General features: G+C 71.5%; 14 protein-coding genes and 1 pseudogene. 8 read left to right on the top strand and 7 right to left on the bottom strand.

Annotation, left to right across the window (positions count from 1 at the left end):
* Positions 1 to 24 precede the first annotated feature (24 nt).
* Both ACFYQA_RS33025 and ACFYQA_RS33020 read left to right on the top strand, forming a co-directional pair.
* Positions 25 to 483: a universal stress protein gene (locus tag ACFYQA_RS33025; RefSeq protein WP_388925896.1), complete on the top strand. Its 459-nt coding sequence runs from the start codon at positions 25 to 27 to the stop codon at positions 481 to 483.
* 106 nt (positions 484 to 589) lie between these two features.
* A complete protein-coding gene (locus ACFYQA_RS33020) occupies positions 590 to 796 on the top strand; it encodes a hypothetical protein (protein WP_388925893.1) in 207 nt (68 codons plus the stop codon).
* A 10-nt stretch (positions 797 to 806) separates the two neighbouring features.
* On the opposite strand, the gene ACFYQA_RS33015 is transcribed toward ACFYQA_RS33020, so the two are convergent.
* Complete coding sequence (locus ACFYQA_RS33015) at positions 807 to 1961, bottom strand: CapA family protein (protein WP_388925968.1); 1155 nt, start codon at positions 1959 to 1961, stop codon at positions 807 to 809.
* A gap of 235 nt (positions 1962 to 2196) precedes the next feature.
* Here ACFYQA_RS33015 and ACFYQA_RS33010 point away from each other — a divergent pair, with 235 nt between their 5' ends.
* The 3 genes from ACFYQA_RS33010 to ACFYQA_RS33000 all read left to right on the top strand — a co-directional run bounded on the left by ACFYQA_RS33010 (position 2197) and on the right by ACFYQA_RS33000 (position 4228).
* On the top strand, positions 2197 to 2742 hold the full coding sequence (locus ACFYQA_RS33010) for a sigma-70 family RNA polymerase sigma factor (RefSeq protein ID WP_332432208.1): 546 nt from the start codon (positions 2197 to 2199) through the stop codon (positions 2740 to 2742).
* A 135-nt stretch (positions 2743 to 2877) separates the two neighbouring features.
* Positions 2878 to 3417, top strand: coding sequence for a hypothetical protein (locus tag ACFYQA_RS33005; RefSeq protein WP_388925889.1), 540 nt, complete (start codon positions 2878 to 2880; stop codon positions 3415 to 3417).
* A gap of 151 nt (positions 3418 to 3568) precedes the next feature.
* Positions 3569 to 4228 (top strand): zf-HC2 domain-containing protein, encoded by a 660-nt coding sequence (locus tag ACFYQA_RS33000; protein WP_388925886.1) that lies wholly within the window; start codon positions 3569 to 3571, stop codon positions 4226 to 4228.
* A 14-nt stretch (positions 4229 to 4242) separates the two neighbouring features.
* On the opposite strand, the pseudogene ACFYQA_RS32995 reads toward ACFYQA_RS33000, so the two are convergent.
* Positions 4243 to 4570: pseudogene (locus tag ACFYQA_RS32995) on the bottom strand (hypothetical protein); the annotation flags it as partial.
* A 59-nt stretch (positions 4571 to 4629) separates the two neighbouring features.
* On the bottom strand, positions 4630 to 6798 hold the full coding sequence (locus ACFYQA_RS32990) for a SpoIIE family protein phosphatase (protein WP_388925883.1): 2169 nt from the start codon (positions 6796 to 6798) through the stop codon (positions 4630 to 4632).
* Positions 6799 to 6982: 184 nt separating this feature from the next.
* Between ACFYQA_RS32990 and ACFYQA_RS32985 the strand changes: the two genes are divergently transcribed.
* Positions 6983 to 8404, top strand: a complete 1422-nt coding sequence (locus ACFYQA_RS32985) for a lipase maturation factor family protein (protein ID WP_388925880.1) — start codon at positions 6983 to 6985, stop codon at positions 8402 to 8404.
* Positions 8405 to 8805: 401 nt separating this feature from the next.
* A complete protein-coding gene (locus ACFYQA_RS32980; protein WP_388925877.1) occupies positions 8806 to 9246 on the top strand; it encodes a VOC family protein in 441 nt (146 codons plus the stop codon).
* Positions 9247 to 9431: 185 nt separating this feature from the next.
* On the opposite strand, the gene ACFYQA_RS32975 is transcribed toward ACFYQA_RS32980, so the two are convergent.
* Positions 9432 to 9605: a hypothetical protein gene (locus ACFYQA_RS32975; protein ID WP_388925874.1), complete on the bottom strand. Its 174-nt coding sequence runs from the start codon at positions 9603 to 9605 to the stop codon at positions 9432 to 9434.
* A 475-nt stretch (positions 9606 to 10080) separates the two neighbouring features.
* Here ACFYQA_RS32975 and ACFYQA_RS32970 point away from each other — a divergent pair, with 475 nt between their 5' ends.
* Complete coding sequence (locus ACFYQA_RS32970) at positions 10081 to 10533, top strand: hypothetical protein (RefSeq protein ID WP_388925872.1); 453 nt, start codon at positions 10081 to 10083, stop codon at positions 10531 to 10533.
* A gap of 31 nt (positions 10534 to 10564) precedes the next feature.
* Here ACFYQA_RS32970 and ACFYQA_RS32965 read toward each other — a convergent pair whose 3' ends face one another.
* From ACFYQA_RS32965 to ACFYQA_RS32955, 3 genes are all read right to left on the bottom strand, one after another.
* A complete protein-coding gene (locus tag ACFYQA_RS32965; RefSeq protein ID WP_388925869.1) occupies positions 10565 to 12076 on the bottom strand; it encodes an SDR family NAD(P)-dependent oxidoreductase in 1512 nt (503 codons plus the stop codon).
* 149 nt (positions 12077 to 12225) lie between these two features.
* Positions 12226 to 13695, bottom strand: coding sequence for a wax ester/triacylglycerol synthase family O-acyltransferase (locus ACFYQA_RS32960; protein WP_388925866.1), 1470 nt, complete (start codon positions 13693 to 13695; stop codon positions 12226 to 12228).
* A 314-nt stretch (positions 13696 to 14009) separates the two neighbouring features.
* On the bottom strand, positions 14010 to 16610 hold the full coding sequence (locus tag ACFYQA_RS32955; RefSeq protein ID WP_388925863.1) for a PA14 domain-containing protein: 2601 nt from the start codon (positions 16608 to 16610) through the stop codon (positions 14010 to 14012).
* Between the last annotated feature and the right edge of the window lie 103 nt (positions 16611 to 16713).

Genomic DNA, 16713 nt, shown 5'->3' with positions numbered 1-16713 from the left:
CGGGCGTCCGATAGCCTCGGCGCCGTGACGGAGAAGCACTCGACGCAGTTCGAGCGGGGTACGGACGGCCCGAAGGTGATCGTGGTCGGAGTGGACGGCTCCGACACCTCCCTGCGGGCGGCGGCCTACGCCTCCGGCATGGCCCGGCGGCAGCACGCCCTGCTCGCCGTCGTGTACGTGCAGCCGGTGCTGACGGCGGGCGCGGCGCTCGGGGCGCCGGTGGCGGTGACCACCGACGAGATCGCCGAGGACCTGGTGAGGCAGGTCCGGGAGGCGTCCGAGCAGGTCCGGGGGGTGTTCGACTTCCGTTGGGAGTTCCACACCTTCTGCGGCGACCCGTACAACGGCATGGTGAGGGCGGCGGACGATCTCAAGGCGGACGCGGTGGTGGGCGCCTCGGAGCAGGCGGGCCATCGGTTCGTGGGGTCGGTGGCGGTCCGGCTGGTGAAGGCGGGGCGCTGGCCGGTGACGGTGGTGCCGTAGATACCGCCGCGTCAGAAGGGGCACGGGGAGGCGGGCGGCGTCAGAGGGTGCGCAGAAAGCCGAGGAGGATCTCGTTGAAGACCTCGGGCTGTTCCATGCACGCGTAGTGTCCCGCCCCCTCGTGGCTGCGGTGCGGCCGTCGCGTACACCGCGGACGAGACGCTCGGCCGCCGCGGTCGCCGCCCGTGAGCACGCCGTACCGCGGGAGGTCGGCGGGGACCTCACGGACGCCGACCTGCGCACCCGCGTACGCGTCCTCGCACAGACGCTGACGCTGTTCGACACCGTGGACGTGAACCGACCGCCGCCTTGACCGGTACGGGCTACTCCCCCATGACCAGCCCGTCCTTCGCCGCGCCCCGGCTCAGCACCACGTTCCGGATCCGGTCGCGGACGGACCGGTCCTCGGCGCCCCCGGCGAGGGCCCGGTTGAGGTCGACCACGCGGCCTGCGTCCACGTCGTAGAACTGCGGGAGGAACTCGGCCTTCGTCACCTCCCAGCGTCCGCCCGGGCGCTCGGGCGGGGTGAAGGTGAAGCGGCCCAGGGTGGACTGGTTTCCGCGGAGGTCCGGGGCGCCCTCGTGGTTGGTCATCGCGCCGGCGATCTGGTCGCCCATCCCGTAGATCACCCAGGTGCCGTTGACCTTCTCGTACGCCTGCGGGACATGGGCGTGGGTGCCGAGGATCAGGTCGATGTCGGGGCGGTGGCCGGTGCGGGCCGCGGTGAGGGAGCGGGCGAGAGCGACCTGCTGCTCGTCGGGAGCCTCCTGCCATTCGGTGCCCCAGTGCAGGGAGACCACGACCACGTCGGCACCCGCCTTCCGGGCCGCGCGCGCGTCGGCGAGGATCCGGTTCTCGTCGATGAGGCCGACGACCCAGGGTTTGCCGGGCGGGAGCGGGGCGATGTCGGTGCCGTAAGTGTAGGCGAGGTGGGCGACTTCGGCCCGGCCCGCGCGCAGGAGGGTCACCCTGCGGGCCTCGCGCTCGGACCGGGCGGCGCCGGCGTGCCGCAGGCCTGCCCGGTCGAGGGCGTCCAGGGTGCGGCGGACGCCCTCGGTACCGTCGTCCAGGGTGTGGTGGGAGGCGGTGGAGCAGCCGTCGTAGCCGGTGGCGACCAGGGCCTGGGCAATCTCCGGCGGGGACTTGAAGTCGGGGGAGCCGGTGTAGTCGCCGTCGGCTCCGTACACGGTCGCCATGTGACACAGCGCCAGATCGGCGCCCGCGACGACGGACCGGACGCCGGAGAGCATCGGCCCGAAGTCGTGGCCGCTGCCACCCGCGTCGAAGCGGGCGCGGTCGATGACCGAGCTGTGCGGCAGCACGTCCCCCGAGGCGACCAGGGTGAAGCCACGGTCCCGTACGGCCGAGGCGCCCGGATGGCCGGATTCCGGTGGTCGGTGCTCCCGGGTCTGCCAGGCTGCGCCCGCGGCGAGGACGACGGTGAGGGCCAGGGCCACCTGCCTACTGCGTGCGATCATCATTTCACCCCGGTATACGGCGTTCCTCTGTCGTATTTACTGACAAATACATAAGAGTCACTTTCTGCGTCCCCGCTGCTCCGACACGCCGTTCAGGCCGTCCGGCGTGCGCGAACCATCACCCGGACCGTCACCTGGACCGTTCGTCGAACCGTTCGTCGACGCGATCGACCGTCCGCCGCACGTCTTGGTGCGCGCCCTGTCCCCGAAGGGCGCCGTACGTTGCCATACCGCCATGACGGCCGGAATGACACTCATGAACGGGACAACCGCCGAGCACGAACTCGCCGCCCTGCAGCGCGAGCACGGCCGGCCCCTCTTCGCGCTGCTGCTCCGGCTCTGCGACGGGGACCGGCAGCGTGCCGAGGATCTCGTCCAGGAGACGCTGGTACGGGCCTGGCAGCATCCCGAGGCGCTGCGCGCCGACGACTTCGACTCCGTACGGCCCTGGCTGATGACCGTGGGCCGGCGGCTCGCCATCGACGCGCGGCGGGCCCGGCAGGCGCGGCCGCCCGAGGTGGGCGACGCGGTACTGGAGAACGCGCGGGTGACCTCCGACCACGCCGAACGGGCCGCGGCGGCGCTCGATGTCCGCCAGGCTGTGAAGACACTCACTCCGGAGCACCGTGAAGTCCTGGTGCTCGTGTACTTCCACGGAGCGAGTGTGGCGGAGGCCGCGGCGACGCTGGGGATACCGCCCGGTACCGTGAAGTCCCGCGCGTACTACGCGCTGCGCGCCCTGCGCCGGGTGCTTCCGGGATACGCCGCCGACCTGCGGTGAAACCGGCGGCTGGGTCAAACCTCCGTAAAACGCCTTGCCGACGACCCCTGTTGAGTAATCGGCTGTCCTCATCCGTGCTGCGGACCGGGGCCCGGGTTCGGGCGACGCGCACGTACCGGAGGAAGGCTGGAAGGGATGCCGCACAGAGGTCAAGAGAGCACCGACGGCACGGGGGACGGCGAACTGGCCGTCCCCATGGCCTGGTTGTATGCCGAGTACATCGCCGACGAACTGCTGCGCAGCGGCGACCTGATGCCGACGACGTCCTTCGAGTTCCGGGCCGGCCGGGACGCGCTGGCGCTGACCGTCTTCCTGTCCGACACCGACTGCGAGCTCTCCGGCATCCGGGTGATCACCCAGCTGGAGACCTGGCTGTCACTGACCGCGTACGACCAGCCGTGGCAGGAGTGGGTGCACCAACGCCTGGCGGACCTGACCGCGGACGCCGCCACCGCCGCCTCCGCAACCGCCGCCGGCCGGACCACGGCCGATCCCGACCTGGAACTCGCCCGGTCGGCCTGGCGCTGGTTGCGGGAGACGGAACTGCTCGCACCCGATCTGAACGCGGTGCCGGGCGGCGCCGCGGGGGCCGGGGAGGACGAGGGGCCGAAGGTGTGGACGCCCGCGTGGCAGCTCGGGCTACCGCTCGGGCACCTTGCCATCCATCTCTTCTAGCCTTTCGGTGAATCGGACCAATCCGCGGGCCGGAGGGCTCCGAATCCTTTGGTTACGATTCGGCATGCGGCTTGAGTGAATCGACTGCCCGGTGCGTACCGGTGGGAGCAACGAGTAACCCCACCCACACCCAACGGTACGAGGATTCGGCATGAGGTCCCTGGAAAGGCATCGCGACGTCGGCGCGTACGCGCTCGGCGTGCTGGACGAGGCGGAGGCCTTCCGCTTCGAGGACCACCTCATGGAGTGCCCCAGCTGCGCTGCACAGGTGACCGAATTCGGAGCGACGACACGGCAGTTGATGCTGTACCGGCGCTCCACGCCGCCGCTGACGCACCCGATGCCCAAGCCGGGCCCGAGGATGCTCGACCGGCTGCTGTCCGAGATGGCGGGCCGGAACCGGGCGGTGCGCCGTCGGCTGCTGTTCGCGCTGGCGGCCTCGGTGGTGCTCGCGACGACCGCGCCGGCGCTCGCCCTGATGTCGTCCTCGGGCGGCGGTGAGCGGGCGCCCGAGAGCATCGCGGCGGCCGATGAGCGGTCCGGGGTGTGGGCGGAGATCACGACGGCGGACGAGGACTGGGGCAGCCGGCTGGAGCTGAAGGTCAAGGACGGGGCGGGGCCCCGCGTCTGCCGGCTGGTGGTGGTCGGGCAGGACGGCTCCGAGGAGACCGTGACCAGCTGGCACGTGCCCCGTCACGACGCCCGCCCCAACACCATGACGGGCGGCTCCACCCTGCACAGCGGGCAGGTCGAGCGCTACGAGCTGCGTTCCTCGGACGGCGAGCACCTGGTGACGTTGAAGCCCCGGTGACAGCGGGGAGCCCCGCGCTCGTCCGCCGGGGTGAGGAACACGGCCGGTTCGAACGGGGACGTCCGCGCCGCGTGCAGGATCTCGTCGCCGCAGGCGTTCCCGATGCCCGCGATCAAACTCTGGTCCCGCAGCACGCCCTCGAGCTGCCGGCGCTCGCCAGGGAACAGTTCCGCCGGACGATGCCCGGGACCTGCCCCGGGTCCCTCACGACGCACGCCACGAGCGGCGGATCGTAGGTCTTCAGGACACTGATCACCACGGGCCGTACGCGAACGAGCCCGTGGTCCACCGGCTGCTCGGCGACAACGTCCGCAGCACCTCGGGCTCGGGAAGTTCCGGCATCCGTCCGAAGGGCCGGACCGGTCAGGTCAGGTCCGGAGGGCCACCCCGGACCGGGCCGGTCAGCGGGAGCCGTGTCCCGTGCCGTCGGTGTCGGCAGGGCCGGGACTGTGGCCGTGCTCCGCCGGGTCCGTGGGGTTCGCGAAGGCGGAGGTCCTGGTCACGGAGAACTCGCACCACACACATTTGCCGCCGCCGCGTGCCTCCACGCCCCACTCGTCCGCGAGTATCTCGACGAGAAGCAGACCTCGCCCCGAGACACCCGACTCCCCCGCCTCGCGGCGGCGCGGCAGGGCACTGGAGGAGTCCGCGACCTCCACGCGCAGCCGCCGCTCGCCGCCGGTGAGGACCCTGAGGGTGACGACGGCGGACCCCTCGGTATGCATCAGGGCGTTGGTGATCAGCTCGTCGGCGACCAGTTCGATCTCGTCGGTGCGGTTTCCGGCGCCCCAGGCACCGACCCCGGCACGGATCATGCGCCGGGCCTCGGTGAGGGCCTCGGGGTCGCCGGGGGCCACGTGCTGCTGGAGCCGGCCTCCCGCGCGCGGGCTCTCCGGCAGGCGGCGGCGCAGCAGGAGCAGGGCCACGTCGTCGTCCCCGCCGCGCTCCTCGGCCACGTCGATGAGCCGGTCGGCCAGCTCGCGTACGTCCTCGGGGCCGGTGGTGACGAGCGCGGAGAGGGTCTCGATGCCGTCGTCGAGGTCGGCGCCGGGCTGCTCGACCAGGCCGTCGGTGCACAACAGCAGCACGTCGCCGGGATCGAGCTCCATCGTCCCGACCGGGTAGTCGAGCCGGTCGAACTCGGCGGACAGGCCGAGCGGCAGCCCACCCGGCACGTGGACGCGGTAGCAGACGCCGTCGGCACGCCGGACGAGTGGGTCGATGTGGCCGGACCGGACCATCTGGAGAACGCCGGTGGACAGGTCCGCCTCGGCGTACAGGCAGGTCGCGGAGCGGTCGGTGTCGAGCTCGTGCAGGAAGACGGAGGCGCGGGCCATCACGGTGGCCGGTGGGTGCCCCTCGGCGGCGTAGGCGCGCAGCACGATGCGCAACTGGCCCATGACGGCGGCGGCGTGGGTGTCGTGGCCCTGGACGTCGCCGATCACGGCGCCGACACGGCCCCCGGGCAGCGGGATCAGGTCGTACCAGTCACCGCCGATGTCCCGGCCGAGACCGCCTCCGATGCCGGCCGCACGGTAGCGGACGGCGATGTCGGCGCCGGGCACGCTGGGGATGGTGCGGGGCAGCATGGCCTGCTGGAGCCCCTGCGCGAGGTCCATCTCCTGCTCGTAGAACATGGCCCGCTGCATGCTCTGCGCGATGCTGCTGCACAGGGCGACGAGGAGGTTGCGCTCCTCGGGGGTGAAGCCGCACCGGTCGTTGTAGAGCAGGCCCATGGCGCCGATGGGGCGGGTCTGGACGATGAGCGGCAGGTAGGCCGCCGAGGTGATGTGCAGGTCGGTGAGGTGCGGCCACAGCACCGGGTAGCGTTCGGCGAACTCCTCCGGCGACTCGATGAAACGCGGGCTCAGGGTCCGTACGGCCTCGCTCATCGGGTACTGCTCGTCGATCCGGGTGACGCGGGTGCCCGGGACGAAGCTGCCGGCGGGCCCCTCGGCGACCAGCCGGATCCGGCCGGCCTCGACCAGACCCATGACGAGGCTGGTGGCGCCCAGAAGAGTGAGGCCGTGGGTGTTCTTGACGACGTCGATGACGTCCTGCACGGTGCGGGCGTGGGCGAGGGCGGCCGTGATGAGCTGGACGATGTTGGTCTGCTTGCGCAGGGCGTCCTCCTGGGCGGCCCGCGTCTCCCTCACCTCACTGTCGCTGAGTTCCTCCGTGGCGTCCCGGACGACGCCGAGGATACGGCGGGGCAGTCCGGTCCCGTCCCGGCGGATGTAGCAGTGGCTGTGGGTCCAGCGCAGGGTACCGTCGCGGCGGCGGACCCGGAAGTACGCTCCGTAGTTCTCACTGCCGTCCTTCAGGGCCTGCGAGACGGCGGTGTCCAGGCGCACTATCTCGGCGGGCGGAATCCGGCTCACCAGCACGTCGGGGCGGTCGGATTCGTCGGGGCGCAGGTCGAAGATGTCGCGGGCCTGGGCGTCCATCAGCATCACCCGGGTGTCCAGGTTCCAGTCGAACCTGCCCATGCGGTTGAGCGCCAGGATCGGATCCGGGTGGTCCGGCCAGTCGTCCGGGAGTGACAGGGCGCTCGCTCCCCGATCAGCCATGGACCCACCTTGTCAGGGTTCATTCGATTCTTCGACCGGTGACGTCCCCGAAGTCTCCGGGACGTCTCGGCCGCTCCGGGTATACGGAAAGTCATAGGGAAGACGGACAGCGACGGCGGCCGAAGGACGGCAGACAACCGGGGACGGACAAACGGACAAGGGGGCGGGGAGGGAGCGCACGGCCGTGGAGTGGTTCACCGCATCCGGCTACTGGCTGAGCCGGCTGGTCTTCCAGCGGGCGCTGGCCGGGCTGTACCTGATCGCGTTCCTGACGGCGGTGCTGCAGTTCCGTGCGCTGATCGGCGAGCGCGGAATGCTGCCGGTGCCCCGGTTCGTGGAGCGGACCCCGTTCGCGCGGGCGCCCGGTCTGTTCCAGCTGCGCTACTCGGACCGGTTCTTCGCGGGCTGCGCCTGGACGGGCTGCGCGGTGTCGGCGGCGCTGCTCGCGGGGATGGACTCCTGGCTTCCGCTGTGGGCCGGGATGCTGCTGTGGCTGGTGCCCTGGGTGCTGTATCTGTCGATCGTCAACGTCGGGCAGACCTGGTACGCCTTCGGCTGGGAGTCGTTGCTGCTCGAGGTCGGCTTCCTCGCGGTGTTCCTCGGCAACGACGAGGTGGCCCCGCCGGTCGTCGTGCTGTTTCTGCTGCGGTGGGTGCTGTTCCGGGTCGAGTTCGGTGCGGGGCTGATCAAGATGCGCGGCGACTCGTGCTGGCGAAAGCTCACCTGCCTGGACCACCATCACGAGACCCAGCCGATGCCGGGGCCGCTGAGCTGGTTCTTCCATCATCTGCCGAAGCCGCTGCACCGGGTCGAGGCGGCCGCGAACCATGTCACCCAGTTGGTCGTTCCGTGCCTGCTGTTCGCTCCTCAGCCGGTAGCCACGATTGCCGCCGCACTGATGATCGCCACGCAGCTGTGGCTGGTGCTGTCGGGCAACTTCTCCTGGCTGAACTGGATCACGATCGTGCTGGCCCTGCCGGTGGTCGCGTTCCCCGCCACCGCCCCGAACACGGCCGGCGCCCCGCTGTGGTACGTGGTCGTCGTCCTCACGGTGTCCGCGCTGCTGCTCGCTCTCAGCCGCCACCCCGTACGCAACATGCTCTCCCGCCGTCAGGTGATGAACCGGTCCTTCGACCCGCTCCACCTGGTCAACACCTACGGGGCGTTCGGCAGTGTCAGCCGGATCCGGTACGAGGTGGTGATCGAGGGCACCGCGGACGGGACGCCCCGGAGGGACGCGGACTGGCGGGAGTACGAGTTCCGGGGCAAGCCGGGGGACCCCCGGCGCTGGCCGCGTCAGTTCGCGCCGTACCATCTGCGGCTCGACTGGCTGATGTGGTTCGCCGCGCTGTCACCGTCCTACGCCGGGCCGTGGTTCGGCGCGCTGGTGGAACGGCTGCTGGAGGGCGACCGCGACACGCTGCGGCTGTTGCGCCGCTCTCCGTTCCCGCCCCACGCGCCGCCCCGGTACGTCCGCGCCCGGCTGTTCCGCTACCGGTACACGACCTGGCGCGAACTGCGGGAGACGGGGGCGTGCTGGGAGCGGACGTATGTGCGCGAGTATCTGCCGCCGACCCGGCTGGCGGGACCGGTCCACAGGCCGTAGACGCGGGTGACGGTGACTCCGAAGGCCTCCTGTCGTTCGGCGGCGTCGGGATCCGCCGGACACGGTTCCCGGCCTTCGGCAGACCTTCGCCTTCCGCGGATCGCCCCGTGAGACCGTCCAGACCCCGCAGGGCCTCCTCGCGGTCCGGTCCGTCCGGGTGTTGCGGTGATCAGCGGCGTGGGCCTATCGTCGGCCGGGTGACTGCCGGGTCGGCCTTGGGCCACACACGAAAGACGCTCCCGGCCTCTGCGTGAGCCGGGCGGGGACGTCCTCGTTCACGCCCGGCCCGGTGCGGGGCGTCGCCCGCGCCCCACCCTCCTCTCCGCGTTTCCTTTCCCGCTTCCCGCCGTGCCCCGCACGGCGTTTCCCGACGGAAACCGACACCCGGAGACCAACCAGTCATGCCTGATGCACTCGACGTCCCCCTCACGCCCTCCTCCGTGCCCGAACCGCCCGCGACAGCGGTCCAGTTGAACCACACCGCCGTCCTCGCCCGCGACCGTCGCCTGTCGGCCGAGTTCCTCGCCGTGATCCTGGGGCTGGAGGTCGGCGCCCCCTTCGGCCCGTTCCTGCCCGTCGACCTGGGCAACGGTGTGACCCTCGACTACTACGAGCAGCGCGACGAGCCCATCCAGTCGCAGCACTACGCGTTCCTCGTTCCCGAGGAACAGTTCGACGCGATGATCGCTCGCCTGGAGGCGGTCGGAGTCACCTATTACGCGGACCCGAACCACACCGAACCCGGCAGGATCAACCGCCTCTTCGGCGGTCGCGGCGCCTACTTCGACGACCCGGACGGCCACAACCTGGAGATCATGACCCGGCCCTACGTCCGCCCCTGAGCGGGGCCGCCGGTCCGGTCACAGTGCCCGGTGCATGACGCGCGGGCCAACCCGTCCGTGCCTTCGCCGGGTTCATCCACCGGACCCGGGCATCCTCCTCGGAGGTCTCCGGGTCCCCGGTGTACGTCTCGCCCGCGGCGACGACGCGGTGCGGCGATCACGCGGAGTGCGGGACGGGACCGGTCTCAGTCGACGCTGGGCAGGATATGGGGCTCGGCGAGATCTTCCTCGTAGCCCGCCAGGCGGATCGGGGCCGAGCGGGCCCACACGTCGAGACTGCCGAGCTCGCCTGCCGGGCGGCCTGCGCGCTCGGGACGTTCCTTGCCGGGCTGATCCGCGTTGGTCTTCTCCGGTGTCACCGCGCACTCCTTATGTGTCGGTCGCCCTCGGGACGTGCCGCGCCGGTCCTACCGCGCCCGCGTCGTACGTCCGCTCGGGCATGATGCGAAAGCCGTTCGGACGCGGTGGCGCCGGTTGATCGTAGGAGAGCAGGCCCTTGTGAAGTGGCGTGTCCCATGACGGACCGGTGGGTGTGGGTAGGACCCTTTACTGCTGCCCGTCCGGCTCAGATTAACCAAATGAGCATGCCCCCGCTCGATGGGGCTGAAAACTCGCCGTAACGATCACATGTCGAACCGCCCCTACTCCCCCTTATATGTGCCTAATTCACCATTGGGTGCCCTACCGACGATCACTCGATCGGACTACAAGGGTGTCCGCGCTTTCGAGAAGCCCGCGTGGTCATGGCGCAGTTCAAGTCCTGTTGGCCGACACGCAAGCTCGTCATGGTGTGCTGCCGTACGGCAAACGGCTGTCTTCCAGGAGGACCGGCGCATGGAGCTGCGCAGTGTCGAGGAGCTGATGGACCTGCTGTACGCCTGCCGGGGCGCCCGGGACGTCCCGGTTTCCGGCGGGGCCCCGGTCGACGCGTACGACCACGCGTTGCGCACCGCCGCACTGCTGCGCCGGCAACGCCCCGCAGACAAGGAGCTTCAGGTGGCCGGCCTGGTCCGGCCGGTCGGCCGGCTGCTGCGGCCGGGCGAGCCCGCCACGCGGGACGACCGGGCCGCGGACGCGGTGCGCGCGCTGCTCGGCGAGCGGGTGGCGGGGCTGGTCCGCCGCCGGACCCGGCCCGGTCGCCAGGGCGAGGAGGACGACCTCCTCGCCCTGCGCACGGCGGACGAGGAGGCCCGCACCGCCTGCTTCGACGCGGGGGTCCTGGAGGACTGGCGCACCGTGCTGGAGCTGCTGGCGGCGCGCAACTCCCGGCTCGGCGCGGTGGAATGACTCCCCTATCGCCGGCCGCCGGGCGCCCGCGTCACCACCTGCCGGGCGCGTAGTCCTTCAGGAAGACGCCGTACAGGTCCTCGCCCGCCTCACCGCGCACGATGGGGTCGTAGACGCGGGCCGCGCCGTCGATCAGGTCCAGCGGGGCGTGGAAGCCGGCGTCCGCGAGGCGGATCTTGTCCGGATGGGGACGCTCGTCGGTGATCCAGCCGGTGTCGACGGCCGTCATCAGGATGCGGTCGTTGTCGAACATCTCCTGGGCGCTGGTGCGGGTGAGCATGTTCAGCGCGGCCTTGGCCATGTTGGTGTGCGGGTGGCCCGCGCCCTTGTAGCCGCGGTCGAAGACGCCTTCCATGGCGGAGACGTTCACGATGTACGTCCGCTTCGCCGCCGCAGCCGCCATCGCCGGGCGCAGCCTGCTGATGAGCAGGAACGGCGCCGTCGAGTTGCAGAGCTGGACCTCGAGCAGTTCGACCGGGGTGACCTCCTCGACGGTCTGCACCCAGCTGTTGGTGTCATGCAGGTCCGGGACCAGGCCGCCGGCGTCGATCGCGGTGCCCGCCGCGATCCGCTCCAGGGAGGCCGAGCCGGAGACCAGGGCCAGACCGGTGACGTCGTGCGCGGTGAGCGCGCCGGATCCCGCGACCGGGAGCTCGGCCACCGCGCCGGAGCCGAAGACGCCGATCACCTCGGCGGCGGGCAGTTCACCGGCGGGCAGCGGCGCGGACTCGGCGGCGGCCAACTCGCTGTAGGCCCGCGGGGAACGCCGTACGGTCTGTGCGGCGTTGTTGATCAGGATGTCCAGCGGACCGGCGGCGGACACCGAGTCGGCGAGCGCGACGACCTGGGCCGGGTCGCGCAGGTCGATCCCGACGATCTTCAGCCGGTCGATCCACTGATCGCTGTCGGGCTGGGCCTTGAAACGGCGGACGGCGTCCTTCGGGAAGCGGGTCGTGATCGTGGTGTGGGCGCCGTCGCGCAGCAGCCGCAGCGCGATGTACATGCCGATCTTGGCCCGGCCGCCGGTGAGCAGCGCGCGCTTGCCGGTCAGGTCGGTGCGGGCCTCCCGGCGGCTGCGGTTCTCGTCGGCGCACTCCTGGCAGAGCTGGTGGTAGAAGTAGTCGACCTCGACGTACCGCTGCTTGCAGATGTAGCAGGAGCGGGGGCGCTGGAGTATCCCCGCGATGCTGCCCTCCTCGGTACGGGACGAGGGCAGGATGCCTTCCGTCTCGTCGTCGATGCGCTCGGCGGAGCCGGTGGCGGTGGCCTCGGTGACCGCCTTGTCATGGGCGGTCTTGGCGGCCCGGCGCTCCTGGCGGCGGCGCTGCTTGACCGTGCGGTAGATGTGCGAGGTGGCGCGGCGGACCTTGATCGCGTCCGGGTGGTCGACGTCGAGTGTGTCGAGTTCCGCGAGCACGTCGAGGCACACGGCCAGCCGCTCCGGGTCGATGCCGGGCCCGTGTGCCACCACGTCCTCGTGCGCCACGGGGTCCCCGTGGACCATCGTGTCCGTGGCCCGGGGGCCGTCCTCTGTCACCGTCATCGCCGTTGCCGTTCCTGGTCTGCCGTGGCGGCGCTCCGGTCGCGCCCGCTGTCGAACGGGCGATTTTACGGAGCGCCGGGCCGCAGCGCCAAACCCGTACCGGCCGGTGGTCAGGGGTCACACACGGTGGTGGGTGCCGTGGCGGGCGGTCAGGGGTCGCAGACGGTGAGGAGCGTCTCCACCTCCTCGGTCACGGCGCCGGCGAGCCGGTCGAGATCGGGGACGGCGGCACCGTCGGCGACCAGTCCGTAGTGGACGTGCCCTCGATAGGTGGAGACGGCGACCGCCAGGGAGTGTCCGGGCGCGAGCGGCGCGAAGGGGAAGACGGCGCCGAGCGGGTCGCCGCCGAGCCGCAGCCCGAAGCCGGGCAGCGGCACGCTGGTGACCAGGACGTCGAACCAGAGCCGGGCCGCCCGGCCGACCAGGGGTCCGCCGAGCCGGTGGCCGAGCGGCGGTACGTGGTCGGCGAGCAGGGCGACGGCGCCCGCGCCCCGGTTCGGGCCGGCGTCCTTGTTGCGGTCCATGGCGGTGCGCACCAGGTCGAGGCGGGCGAGCGGTTCCGCCTCGTCGACCGGAAGCCGTATCAGGTAGCCGGAGAGCCGATTGCCCTGGGGATGCGCGGTGCGCGGGCGGCGCCGGGAGACGGGGACGAGGGCGCGCGGGGCGACGCCCTCACTGCCGTCGCCGCGCTCGTCGAGCCATTGGCGCAGGGCACCGGCGACGACCGCGATCAGCACGTCGTTGACTGTGCCGCCGACGCTCTTGCGGATCCGGTGCACGTCGTCGAGGTCGAGCACCACCCCGGCGGTGCGGCGGGTGCCGCTGGGTTCGCAGGTGAAGGCCGGTGACGAGCGCACGTCGAGGGTGGAACGGGCGACGGAGGCGCCGATGTCCAGGGCCCGGCCCGCGTCGGAGAGGGCTCCGCGGACGAGTCCGGGCACCTCGCGCACGTCGGGGAGCAGTCCGCGCGCAGGCGCGGCGGGGCCTTGCCGGGGGGTGGGCAGGTCCATCGGGTCCATCAGGGCCGCGGCGAGGGTGAGGGCCCGCAGTCCGTCGGCGAGGGCGTGGTGGAACTTGAACAGGACGGCGAAGGAGACGCCGTCCTCCCCCGGCAGCACATGGGCCTCCCAGGGCGGCCGGGTGCGCTCCAGGGGGAGTCCCATGAGCCGGCCCGCCGCCGCGTGGAAGTCGGTGGCGGGGGCGTGCAGCCGGACGTGGTTCAGGGGATCGAAGCCGGGGTCGGTCTCCCGTTCGGCGCCGCCGAAGGCGAGCGGGCGGCGCAGGGCCGAGGTGAGCGGTTCACGCAGCGCGGAACCGAACGGTCGGCGGAGCGCGGAGCCGAGCGTGGCGGCGAGCGGACGGCGCAGGGCCGGCAGGGAGGAGAGGCCGGCCAGGGAGGGCAAGGAGGGGCGCCTGGACAAGGGCTGCCACACGTCGCGGATACGCATGCGCAGTCCGGGAACGGCGGCGGCGCGGGCGGCGAGCAGATCCGCGGCGTGGGCGCCCGCGGCGGGCGAACGGGCCGAGAAGACCCCGAGGGCGCCGAGGTGCATGGGGTGGTCGGCGGACTCGATGTTCCAGAACGCCAGGTCGAGAGGAGCGAGCAGGTCTGCGTTCACGGGCTTGCCTCGCGTGGACGACGGGTGGACCAGCAGTCAATCGCCCGTGACCGATTACGGTCAAGTACGATCCCGCCACACACAGTTAACATCAGATTGCGTCTCCGCCCCTCCCTCGACTCGACGGGAGGGGCGGGACTCAGGGGGCGGACGGGGTCACCGCCGCGCGGCCGGAATCTCCCGACGCGGCGTCAGAAGGCGCTCCGGAAGCCGTATATGGGGTGAAACTCGATACGGCCCCCGGGGTGGGACCCGGAGCGGTACCCGGGGTACCGAACGCCACCCGGACGGGCGCGGGCCGCCGGAGGAACCGTTCACCGCTCGGCCCCCTTGGCCGGACACCCCGCGGGCTGCGCCCGGGACGCGTCCCGGATCAGGGCGTCATGGGCGGCCTTCACCCGGGCGACGTCCGGCTTCAGCACGCGCCGGTCGTAGGTGAGCAGGCCGTTCAGCTCGCCCTCCACGTCCGAGATCTGCGTGTACACGGCGCCGTTGCTGCCCCGGCAGACCAGGGCCCGTACCTCGTCGAGCTTGGTGAGGTAGTCCTCGGTGTAGGTCTCGGGGTCGACGTCGACGTACGACTGCTGGACCGCCCAGGCGTGACCCGGCACCGCGAGACCGAGGCCGCCGTACTCACCGGTGACCAGGGCACGCCGTCCGTCCGGGCGCGGTGGGAGCGCCGGGCTGGGATAGCCGTGCTCGTCCATGAGGTCGCCGGCGTTGCCGTCGGCGCCGAGGTTGAGCCCCGACTGGTTGTTGACCAGGCGCGACGGGTCCCAGGCCTTGGCCTGCTCGGCGATGCGGCCGACGTCGTACTGGCCCCAGCCCTCGTTGAAGGTGACCCACATGACGATGGACGGGCTGCTGACATGCTCGTCGATCATCTGCTTCATCTCGCGCTCGTAGCGGGCGCGGGACGAGGCGTCGGGATTCACCCCGGCCCTCATGGACGGCATGTCCTGCCACACCATCAGACCCAGCCGGTCGGCCCAGTAGAACCAGCGGTCCGGCTCGACCTTGATGTGCTTGCGCACCGAGTTGAACCCGAGCTCCTTGTGCACGCGCAGGTCGTACGCGAGGGCCTCGTCGGTAGGGGCGGTGTGCAGACCGTCGGGCCAGAAGCCCTGGTCGAGGGTGGCCATCAGGAAGACCGGTTCGCCGTTGAGGACCGTGCGCGGCACGCCGTCGATCTCCTCGACGGCGATCGAACGCATCCCGAAGTAACTGCCGACGCGGTCGGTGCCGACGGTCACCTCCAGCCGGTACAGGAAGGGGTCGTCGGGCGACCACAGCCGAGGGTTCGCGATCCGCAGGTCCAGCGGCTCCCCGGTGCGGCCGGTCACGGTGGCGACCTTGCGCCGTCCGTCGTACGCGGTCGCCCTGACGGGTACGCCGTCCCGGACGCCCTTCGCCTCCACGGTGAGCCGTTCGCCGGGCACGTCGGGCACCAGTTTCAGGGAGTCGACGTGGTCACGGGCGACCGGTTCCATCCAGACCGTCTGCCAGATGCCCGAGCTGGGCGTGTACCAGATGCCGCTGGGGTCCAGGCGCTGCTTGCCGAGCGGCGGATTCTCGCCGTCGGCGGCGTCGGTGGGGTCGTACACGCCGACGATGAGTTCCTGGGTGCGGCCGGGCTTCAGCGCGTCGGTGACGTCGGCGCTGAACTTGTCGTACCCGCCCTCGTGGTCAGCGACCTTCGTGCCGTTGACGTACACCTCGGACCGCCAGTCGACGGCGCCGAAGTTCAGCCGCAGCCGCTTGCCGGAACCGATGCTCCAGTCTCGGGGGACGGTGAAGGTGCGGCGGTACCACATGCGGTCCTCGTGCCGCTGGATGCCGGAGAGCCGGGACTCCACCGGGTACGGGACCAGGATGCGCTCCTTGAGCGTCTTCCCCACGGGCGGCCGCTCCCCCTCCTCCGCGGCGGCGAACTGCCACTGCCCGTTGAGGTTGCGCCACTGGTCCCGGGTGAGCTGGGGGCGCGGGTACTCGGGAAGAGCGTTGTCCGGGCCCACCTCGTCGGCCCACTCGGTGGTCAGTTCGTGGGTGGAGCGGTTGGGTCCGCTGCTCATGAACGCGTCCACCCGGTCGCCGTCGGCGGTGGCCAGGCCGCCCTGTCCGTCGTAGCGGACGTCGGCGGTGCCGCGGGCGGTGCCGGTCTTGTTGCCCACGACCGGTTCGCCGAGGGTGACGAGCAGGGCCTTGGGGTCGGCCGGGTCCCGCTCGGCGCCGGTCAGCGGCCACTGCGCGCCGCCGATGACCGCGTTGACGTGGTCGGTGAGTCCGGCCGGGGGCGCGGCGAGCGGGCGCGGGAAGTCGAGCTTCAGAGTGCGTCCGGAACCGAGGACGGTGGCGGCGAGGGAGCCGTCGTAGTCGAAGCCGTCCGGCAGACGGAACGCGGACTGCGGCACGGCCTCCTTGGTGCCGCCGGGCTCGGTCCAGCGCAGGTGGAGGTTGGAGCCGCCGTAGTGCTCGAAGTACTCGACCTTGATGTCGTGGGCCCGGCCGGCGGTCAGCTCGATCGGCTCGGCACTCTGTTCGCGGTCCCAGTCGTCGACCCAGTGGTCGATGGCGAGCCGGCCGTCGATCCACAGCCGGAAGCCGTTGTCTCCGATGATCGAGAAGGTGTGCGCGCCGGTCTTCTCCGGCACGATCTTCCCGGTCCAGCGGACGCTGACGTCGTCCGACCGGCCGGTGGTGAAGTTCAGCCGCGGCTCCAGGTTGTCGAAGTCGAGGTGCGGGTCGAAGGCGGTGGCCTTGAGCTCGTGGAAGTCGAAGGCGCCGGGGGCGGACTGCGTGTAGTACTCGCCCTTCAGTCCGTGGATGTCCACCGGGTCGTCCTCGGCTGCGGTCGCGGTCTGGCCGGTCGCGGTGAGCCCCGCGACTCCCAGTGCGGCGGCCAGGAACAGGGCCAAACGGTCTCTGAGCCTCGATCCACCGCGTGATCTCTGATCGCGCGGTGTGATTGGTTTCGGGGTGGTTTTTCGGTTCCGGGCAGCATGCGTTTCCGGTTGGCCG

The sequence above is a fragment of the Streptomyces sp. NPDC005774 genome (genome assembly GCF_042871645.1).
In the GTDB taxonomy this organism is placed as follows: Bacteria; Actinomycetota; Actinomycetes; order Streptomycetales; family Streptomycetaceae; genus Streptomyces; species Streptomyces pratens.
The sequence above is the reverse complement of the archived record's forward strand: the minus strand, read 5'-3'. Positions and strand labels throughout refer to the sequence as shown.